This window comes from Paenibacillus sp. FSL L8-0158 (assembly GCF_038592965.1).
GTDB classification, from domain to species: Bacteria; Bacillota; Bacilli; order Paenibacillales; family Paenibacillaceae; genus Paenibacillus; species Paenibacillus polymyxa_D.
Genome location: NZ_CP151949.1, coordinates 420001 through 427500, shown reverse-complemented (window position 1 = coordinate 427500; position 7500 = coordinate 420001). Strand labels below are relative to the sequence as shown.

Below are 7500 nucleotides of genomic sequence, written 5' to 3'. Positions count from 1 at the left end.
CCGAAACCGCGATTGCATAATGCGTTGCTTCATCGCCATCCACTGGATGAACTGAAGTGCCATTTCCCCATTTTTGGACAAGAGCGACTCCAGATCCTTAACAAGCACGACGCCTAACTCACATACATCGGCTGTTTCCGCAGTGCAACTATACTCTTCTCCATCTATCCCGCTAAATTCCCCAATTAAGTCGCCTTGATGCTGAATGGTCAGAATCAGTTCTTTACCATCTTCTGTTGATTTACGAAGTTTAACATGACCTGAATGTATATAATAAAGCTGCTCTGCATCATCGCCCTCTCGGAAAAGCATAACGCCTGCCTTTACCTTCTTCCAGGACATAATATTTTTTAGCAAATCAAAATACTCATCTGTCAAATAAATCTGAATTCCCGTGCGTTCCACTTCGTCCCCAAACCGTTCCATACAAGTGGCTTGCATGTTAGCGTCCTCCTCGTGTTTACCTGATATCTATATCATAATGTTTTAACGCCTGGGTTGTTATCGGGAGAACACCTGATTTTATACCTTCCTACTCCCTGATTTGCTGTGATAAATATCACTTCTGAAGTAAGCTAACGCCCCATTTATCGACCTTTTCCCTACTCCTTATCCGACCAGATGAAAAGTCAGTGTTTCCTGCGCCTATAGATCAGGGGGTTCCCCGATCTACTTTTGCAACTGTCGGAACTACAATGAATTAGAAATATAGTTTGGTTATGAAAAAGGATGTGTCTTCTATGCTACAAATAACGGATGAAATGCGAAAAGAACTGAACCAGTTGAGAGAGACTATTTATGGTGATCTCACTGCCCTTGCATTTATGTCCAAATCGGGTGGTAAGTTGCATTGGTATTACGCCTCCGGTAGCCGAAGCAATCGCTATCGCCTTATTTCTTTTAAAATTGGCCATGGTATTGCTGGGATGGCTGTTCGCTTGGGACGTACCGTGACTGTAAGTGCTTTGCTATCAGGTAGTATACGTCTGCGTCAGGAATGTGCACTAATGCTGGCCGAGCAGCTTCACTCTGCTGTTGCCATTCCCTTTTCCAGCACAGGGGATCTGCCCAACGGAGTGCTGCTTATTGGTAATCGTGATGTGAGGATGTTCACAGAGTCTAATGTGGCCGAGGCCACTCAGGTCGCTCAACGCCTTAGCCAATTATGTGCTTACCCTCTCACTCCATAGATCAACAGTCTTCTGTAGATATGAAACTCATAAAATACTTAATATGGCTGTCCCTAACTATATTTGTTGATTGAAATCCCTAAAATTTGCTATGATTATGACAAAACGCACGGTTTTTTTACCGTTCGAGGGGATGACAAATTGATTCGTATACTAGTAGTGGATGATCACGTTGTCGTACGTTCTGGCCTCATGGCCCTATTGGACGGCAAAAACGGTATTAAGGTAGTAGGAGATGCAGCAGACGGGGATGAGGCTATCCGCAAGGCAGTGGAGCTACAACCTAATGTCGTGCTCATGGATTTTAGCATGCCCCCTGGCAAAGATGGTCTCACGGCAACCACTGAATTAAAAAAACAGTTGCCCAATACAGAAGTCCTTATTTTAACGATGCATGACGATGAAGAATATCTGTTCCGAGCCATTCAGGCTGGAGCATCCGGATATATTTTAAAAAGCGCACCTCACGAGGAGTTACTCGCTGCCATCCAGTCTGTAGCCGAGGGTAGTGCCTATTTGTACCCGAATGCAACCAAACGACTGATGAGCGAATATCTGGATAAAATCAAACAGGAAGGTATAGCCGGACCCTATGAATCCCTGTCTGAGCGGGAAAAGGAGATTCTATCGTGGGTAGCCAAAGGATATGCCAACAAGGAAATTGCCGAGCATCTGGTGATTAGCGTCAAAACCGTAGAGTCTCATAAAAGTAACCTTATGGAGAAGCTTAACTTGAAAACACGACCTGAGCTAGTCAAATTTGCACTAAAAAAGGGGCTGCTCCATTATGAATGAACCTTCTAACCCTTTACTGCAGCATGCCTTTGGTGAATCAACCGATAAACTGCTGAATGATCTCGAAATTTATGTACCAGAGTCCCCTTTTCTCCATGCACTGCGTAACTCACTCCACCAATTATCCAATCTGAAATTTGCTCTAGATACGTCTTCCATCGTTGCTTTGACCGATCATCGAGGTATTATTCAGTATGTGAACGACAAGTTCTGTGAGATTTCGCAATACAGTCGTGAAGAGCTGATCGGTCAGGATCATCGTCTCATTAATTCAGGCTATCATACCCCCGCCTTCATGAAAAACCTGTGGACTACGATCCGTTCAGGTGAGGTATGGCAAGGAGAAATACGTAATCGTGCTAAAGATAACAGCTACTACTGGGTGAATACTACGATCGTTCCGTTTATGGACGAGGAAGGTAAACCCTATCAGTACTTAGCGATCCGCAATGAGGTCACTAAACTGAAGAGAGTAGAAGCTGAACTTCAGTCTATGATGACACAAGTCATGCAAATACAGGAAGAAGAACGTAAACGCTTTTCAAGAGAGCTACATGATGGGATAGGGCAAAGCTTGTTTTCACTTGTTATTCAATTAGATAGCCAACTTGCTGAACAACCTAGTGCCGCTCTGGAGAGTCTTCGTTCACAGGTGACCGACATCATCAAAGATGTTCGTGGTCTAGCGTGGGAACTCCGTCCCTCAGTTCTGGATGATTTGGGTGTCGTCCCAGCTATAAGAACCTATATTGAAAACTTTTGTTCCCACTATGGGATTGAGGTGCATTTTCAATGCACTCTACGTAAACGTCTTGATATTCGCAAAGAAATAGCAATTTATCGAATTGTACAGGAGGCATTAACGAATGTAGCCAAATACGCAGATGTAGCGGAAGCATATGTCGACGTTGAGGATCACGATGAAATGATACAAGTGACCATTCGAGATGAGGGCATTGGATTCTCTGGAAAGTCCCAAGGAGAGGGAGTTGGATTGTTCAGTATGGAAGAACGGGCTAGAGGGGTAGGGGGATTTATGAGCATGATCTCTGCTCCAGACAAGGGAACCTCCATCCAACTGACCATTCCTGTGTAAAAAATATCCACTAGATCAGTTATCGGTGTATACCAGTTGTAATCAGAACGATATACACCGATACCGAGTTACGAATAATCAACACATTGTGGAGTATATGAAGATAAATACAAAAAAAAGAGAGAGCACTGTCCCCAGACAGGCTCTCTTTATTTATAAGGTGTCACCACTGAGGCAACAAGAATCCGCTATAGCAAAAAGCGGGTGATGGGAATCGAACCCACGCTACCAGCTTGGAAGGCTGGAGTTCTACCATTGAACTACACCCGCAAATCAGTATCGGGATGACACGATTTGAACATGCGACCCCCTGGTCCCAAACCAGGTGCTCTACCAAGCTGAGCTACATCCCGACATTATACATTTTTTAAGAAATGGCGCGCCCTGAGAGATTCGAACTCCCGGCCTTTTGATTCGTAGTCAAACGCTCTATCCAGCTGAGCTAAGGGCGCATATTTAAATCCATAATGAGCAGTCAAGGCGCCACCCAGATTTGAACTGGGGAATGAAGCTTTTGCAGAGCTTTGCCTTACCACTTGGCTATGGCGCCGTATGGATAATGGAGCGGACGACGGGAATCGAACCCGCGACCCTCGCCTTGGCAAGGCGATGCTCTACCGCTGAGCCACGTCCGCAAAATATGGTGCGGTCGAGAGGACTCGAACCTCCACGGGGGGTTAGCCCACACGGACCTGAACCGTGCGCGTCTGCCAATTCCGCCACGACCGCAAAATAATTATAAATGGTGAGCCATGAAGGACTCGAACCTTCGACACCCTGATTAAAAGTCAGGTGCTCTACCAACTGAGCTAATGGCTCTTAATGGCTGGGGATATAGGATTTGAACCTATGCATGACGGAGTCAAAGTCCGTTGCCTTACCGCTTGGCTAATCCCCAATAAATTAAGAATAAAGGGCGGCCGATGGGGCTTGAACCCACGAATGCCGGAGTCACAGTCCGGTGCGTTAACCACTTCGCCACGACCGCCATATGATTATGAAAAGACTGGTGGAGGATGATGGATTCGAACCACCGAACCCGTAAGGGAGCAGATTTACAGTCTGATGCGTTTGGCCACTTCGCTAATCCTCCAAAATGGTGCCGGCGAGAGGACTTGAACCCCCAACCTACTGATTACAAGTCAGTTGCTCTACCAGTTGAGCTACACCGGCACATTACTCATTTCCCACTTGAAAGGTGGCTCGGGACGGAATCGAACCGCCGACACGAGGATTTTCAGTCCTCTGCTCTACCGACTGAGCTACCGAGCCATATTTTATTTTATTACTACATCATATAATCCGCACTATATATGCCAATTATATATGAAGCTAAAATGGCGGAACTGACGGGATTCGAACCCGCGATCTCCTGCGTGACAGGCAGGCATGTTAGGCCTCTACACCACAGTTCCAGAGGCATTTCCAAAAGGAAATTAATTGCGGGGGCAGGATTTGAACCTACGACCTTCGGGTTATGAGCCCGACGAGCTACCGAACTGCTCCACCCCGCGACATTAAAAGGATTTCTCAAATTTTCTTATGGTGGAGGCTGAGGGGATCGAACCCCCGACCCTCTGCTTGTAAGGCAGATGCTCTCCCAGCTGAGCTAAGCCTCCATATTATGACCCGTAGGGGATTCGAACCCCTGTTACCTCCGTGAAAGGGAGGTGTCTTAACCCCTTGACCAACGGGCCTTACAAAATAAGTTCTGGTTTCAATAAATTTATGGCGGAGAGAGAGGGATTCGAACCCTCGCACCACTTTCGCAGTCTAACCCCTTAGCAGAGGGTCCCCTTATAGCCACTTGGGTATCTCTCCGAGTAGCGGCAGAGGGGATCGAACCCCCGACCTCACGGGTATGAACCGTACGCTCTAGCCAGCTGAGCTACGCCGCCACCTTATATATAAAATTCAGAAACATTCAAAATATGGCTCCCCGAACAGGACTCGAACCTGTGACAACTCGATTAACAGTCGAGTGCTCTACCAACTGAGCTATCAGGGAATATTGGTGGAGCCAAGCGGGATCGAACCGCTGACCTCCTGCGTGCAAGGCAGGCGCTCTCCCAGCTGAGCTATGGCCCCAATCTTTTTGTTATTCTAGAAGTGGTGGGCCTTAGTGGACTCGAACCACCGACCTCACCCTTATCAGGGGTGCGCTCTAACCAGCTGAGCTAAAGGCCCTAACATACAAAACTTCATTATCCTTTAAAGGATATCGCTTGGCGACGTCCTACTCTCCCAGGACCCTGCGGTCCAAGTACCATCGGCGCTGGAGGGCTTAACGGTCGTGTTCGGGATGGGTACGTGTGGAACCCCTCCGCTATCGCCACCAAACATGAATTTGCTATGCAAATTCTTCCGTATTGAAACTCGGTTCATCACAGCTGTGTGAATAAATTTCAATGCGTATTTCGTATGTATTTCTACATACCTTCAAGGTTACACCCTGAAAACTGGATCCGAAACTCATTTGCGTTTTATTCTTTAGGATAAGCCCTCGACCGATTAGTATTGGTCAGCTCCATGCATTACTGCACTTCCACCCCCAACCTATCTACCTCGTCGTCTTCAAGGGGTCTTACATACTGGGAAATCTCATCTTGAGGGGGGCTTCACGCTTAGATGCTTTCAGCGCTTATCCCTTCCGTACATAGCTACCCAGCGGTGCTCCTGGCGGAACAACTGGTACACCAGCGGTACGTCCATCCCGGTCCTCTCGTACTAAGGACAGCTCCTCTCAAATTTCCTACGCCCACGACAGATAGGGACCGAACTGTCTCACGACGTTCTGAACCCAGCTCGCGTACCGCTTTAATGGGCGAACAGCCCAACCCTTGGGACCTACTTCAGCCCCAGGATGCGATGAGCCGACATCGAGGTGCCAAACCTCCCCGTCGATGTGGACTCTTGGGGGAGATAAGCCTGTTATCCCCAGGGTAGCTTTTATCCGTTGAGCGATGGCCCTTCCATGCGGTACCACCGGATCACTAAGCCCGACTTTCGTCCCTGCTCGACTTGTAGGTCTCGCAGTCAAGCTCCCTTCTGCCTTTGCACTCTTCGAATGATTTCCAACCATTCTGAGGGAACCTTGGGGCGCCTCCGTTACTCTTTAGGAGGCGACCGCCCCAGTCAAACTGCCCACCTGACACTGTCCTCGTACCGGATTACGGTACCAAGTTAGAACCTAGATACGATCAGGGTGGTATCCCAAGGATGCCTCCCCTCAAGCTGGCGCTCAAGGCTCAACGGCTCCCACCTATCCTGTACAGATCGTACCCAAATTCAATATCAAGCTGCAGTAAAGCTCCATGGGGTCTTTCCGTCTTGTCGCGGGTAACCTGCATCTTCACAGGTATTAAAATTTCACCGGATCTCTCGTTGAGACAGCGCCCAAGTCGTTACGCCATTCGTGCGGGTCAGAATTTACCTGACAAGGAATTTCGCTACCTTAGGACCGTTATAGTTACGGCCGCCGTTTACTGGGGCTTCGGTTCATAGCTTCGCCCGAAGGCTTACCACTCCCCTTAACCTTCCAGCACCGGGCAGGCGTCAGCCCGTATACTTCGCCTTGCGGCTTCGCACAGACCTGTGTTTTTGCTAAACAGTCGCTTGGGCCTTTTCACTGCGGCCCCCTCGGGCTATTCACCCTACCGAGGCACCCCTTCTCCCGAAGTTACGGGGTCATTTTGCCGAGTTCCTTAACGAGAGTTCTTCCGCGCGCCTTAGAATTCTCTTCTCGCCTACCTGTGTCGGTTTGCGGTACGGGCACCTTCTCCTGGCTAGAGGCTTTTCTTGGCAGTCTGAGATCATGACCTTCGCTACTGTAATTTTCGCTCCCCATCACAGCCCAGCCTTAACGATGTGCGGATTTGCCTACACACCAGCCTCACTGCTTAGACGGACATCCATCAGTCCGCGTCACTACCCTACTGCGTCACCCCATCGCTCATAACGGATTACGGTGGTACAGGAATTTCGACCTGTTGTCCTTCGACTACGCCTATCGGCCTCGCCTTAGGTCCCGACTTACCCTGAGCGGACGAACCTTCCTCAGGAACCCTTAGGCTTTCGGCGGATCTGATTCTCACAGATCTTTTCGTTACTCATACCGGCATTCTCACTTGAATGCAGTCCAGCGCTCCTTACGGTACACCTTCAACCCGCATTCAACGCTCCCCTACCCCTGATGCAAAGCATCAAGCCATAGCTTCGGTGGTGTGTTTAGCCCCGTTACATTTTCGGCGCAGAGTCACTCGACCAGTGAGCTATTACGCACTCTTTCAATGGTGGCTGCTTCTAAGCCAACATCCTGGTTGTCTGTGCAACTCCACATCCTTTCCCACTTAACACACACTTGGGGACCTTAGCTGATGGTCTGGGCTGTTTCCCTTTCGACAATGGATCTTAGCACTC

Annotated in this window: 4 protein-coding genes, 21 tRNA genes and 2 rRNA genes (2 of these 27 cut by a window edge); 3 read left to right on the top strand and 24 right to left on the bottom strand. The window is 48.6% G+C overall.

All coding sequences use genetic code 11. The annotated features are described in order from the left end of the window. A protein-coding gene (locus NSQ68_RS01915; RefSeq protein WP_307354383.1) for a Crp/Fnr family transcriptional regulator crosses the window boundary here: on the bottom strand, positions 1-441 show its 5' portion. Its footprint begins 300 nt before the window's first position; the window shows 441 of its 741 coding nt (coding positions 1-441); its start codon is at positions 439-441; the stop codon falls past the left edge of the window. A gap of 299 nt (positions 442-740) precedes the next feature. On the opposite strand from NSQ68_RS01915, the gene NSQ68_RS01910 reads away from it, so the two are divergent. The 3 genes from NSQ68_RS01910 (at position 741) to NSQ68_RS01900 (ending at position 3081) form a co-directional block, all read left to right on the top strand. Then, complete coding sequence (locus NSQ68_RS01910; protein WP_307354382.1) at positions 741-1190, top strand: GAF domain-containing protein; 450 nt, start codon at positions 741-743, stop codon at positions 1188-1190. 141 nt (positions 1191-1331) lie between these two features. Then, the gene (locus NSQ68_RS01905) at positions 1332-1985 is read left to right on the top strand and encodes a response regulator transcription factor (RefSeq protein ID WP_307354381.1); all 654 of its coding nucleotides are present in this window, start codon (positions 1332-1334) and stop codon (positions 1983-1985) included. After that, positions 1978-3081, top strand: a complete 1104-nt coding sequence (locus NSQ68_RS01900; RefSeq protein WP_342427789.1) for a PAS domain-containing protein — start codon at positions 1978-1980, stop codon at positions 3079-3081. Before NSQ68_RS01905 ends, NSQ68_RS01900 begins: the two co-directional genes overlap by 8 nt. A 199-nt stretch (positions 3082-3280) precedes the next feature. Here NSQ68_RS01900 and NSQ68_RS01895 read toward each other — a convergent pair. The 23 genes from NSQ68_RS01895 to NSQ68_RS01785 form a co-directional block, all read right to left on the bottom strand. Then, positions 3281-3351: transfer RNA gene (locus NSQ68_RS01895), tRNA-Gly, on the bottom strand. A gap of 9 nt (positions 3352-3360) precedes the next feature. After that, a tRNA-Pro gene (locus tag NSQ68_RS01890) sits at positions 3361-3434 on the bottom strand. 22 nt (positions 3435-3456) lie between these two features. Next, positions 3457-3533: transfer RNA gene (locus NSQ68_RS01885), tRNA-Arg, on the bottom strand. A 26-nt stretch (positions 3534-3559) separates the two neighbouring features. Next, a tRNA-Cys gene (locus NSQ68_RS01880) sits at positions 3560-3631 on the bottom strand. A 10-nt stretch (positions 3632-3641) separates the two neighbouring features. Beyond that, positions 3642-3716, bottom strand: a tRNA-Gly gene (locus NSQ68_RS01875). Positions 3717-3722: 6 nt separating this feature from the next. Continuing rightward, positions 3723-3810: transfer RNA gene (locus NSQ68_RS01870), tRNA-Leu, on the bottom strand. A 14-nt stretch (positions 3811-3824) separates the two neighbouring features. Next, a tRNA-Lys gene (locus NSQ68_RS01865) sits at positions 3825-3900 on the bottom strand. Positions 3901-3904: 4 nt separating this feature from the next. After that, a tRNA-Gln gene (locus NSQ68_RS01860) sits at positions 3905-3979 on the bottom strand. A gap of 17 nt (positions 3980-3996) precedes the next feature. Then, a tRNA-His gene (locus tag NSQ68_RS01855) sits at positions 3997-4069 on the bottom strand. 19 nt (positions 4070-4088) lie between these two features. After that, a tRNA-Tyr gene (locus NSQ68_RS01850) sits at positions 4089-4174 on the bottom strand. Positions 4175-4178: 4 nt separating this feature from the next. After that, positions 4179-4254 (bottom strand) — tRNA-Thr (locus NSQ68_RS01845). 26 nt (positions 4255-4280) lie between these two features. Then, positions 4281-4353: transfer RNA gene (locus NSQ68_RS01840), tRNA-Phe, on the bottom strand. Positions 4354-4419: 66 nt separating this feature from the next. After that, positions 4420-4496 (bottom strand) — tRNA-Asp (locus tag NSQ68_RS01835). 25 nt (positions 4497-4521) lie between these two features. Next, positions 4522-4595, bottom strand: a tRNA-Met gene (locus NSQ68_RS01830). Positions 4596-4624: 29 nt separating this feature from the next. Further along, positions 4625-4700: transfer RNA gene (locus NSQ68_RS01825), tRNA-Val, on the bottom strand. A 6-nt stretch (positions 4701-4706) separates the two neighbouring features. Next, positions 4707-4778, bottom strand: a tRNA-Glu gene (locus NSQ68_RS01820). A gap of 32 nt (positions 4779-4810) precedes the next feature. Beyond that, positions 4811-4902, bottom strand: a tRNA-Ser gene (locus NSQ68_RS01815). Positions 4903-4905: 3 nt separating this feature from the next. Next, positions 4906-4979: transfer RNA gene (locus NSQ68_RS01810), tRNA-Met, on the bottom strand. 34 nt (positions 4980-5013) lie between these two features. Continuing rightward, positions 5014-5089, bottom strand: a tRNA-Asn gene (locus NSQ68_RS01805). Positions 5090-5093: 4 nt separating this feature from the next. After that, positions 5094-5169, bottom strand: a tRNA-Ala gene (locus tag NSQ68_RS01800). A 22-nt stretch (positions 5170-5191) separates the two neighbouring features. Continuing rightward, positions 5192-5268, bottom strand: a tRNA-Ile gene (locus NSQ68_RS01795). Positions 5269-5304: 36 nt separating this feature from the next. Further along, a 5S ribosomal RNA gene (gene rrf / locus NSQ68_RS01790) occupies positions 5305-5421 on the bottom strand. 151 nt (positions 5422-5572) lie between these two features. Further along, positions 5573-7500, bottom strand: a 23S ribosomal RNA gene (locus tag NSQ68_RS01785); it runs 999 nt beyond the window's last position.

What these genes read in the sequence shown, in the direction of transcription:
- NSQ68_RS01910 (WP_307354382.1), top strand. Translation starts at nt 741, where the DNA reads ATGCTACAAATAACGGATGAAATGCGAAAAGAACTGAACCAGTTGAGA.
- NSQ68_RS01900 (WP_342427789.1), top strand. Translation starts at nt 1,978, where the DNA reads ATGAATGAACCTTCTAACCCTTTACTGCAGCATGCCTTTGGTGAATCA.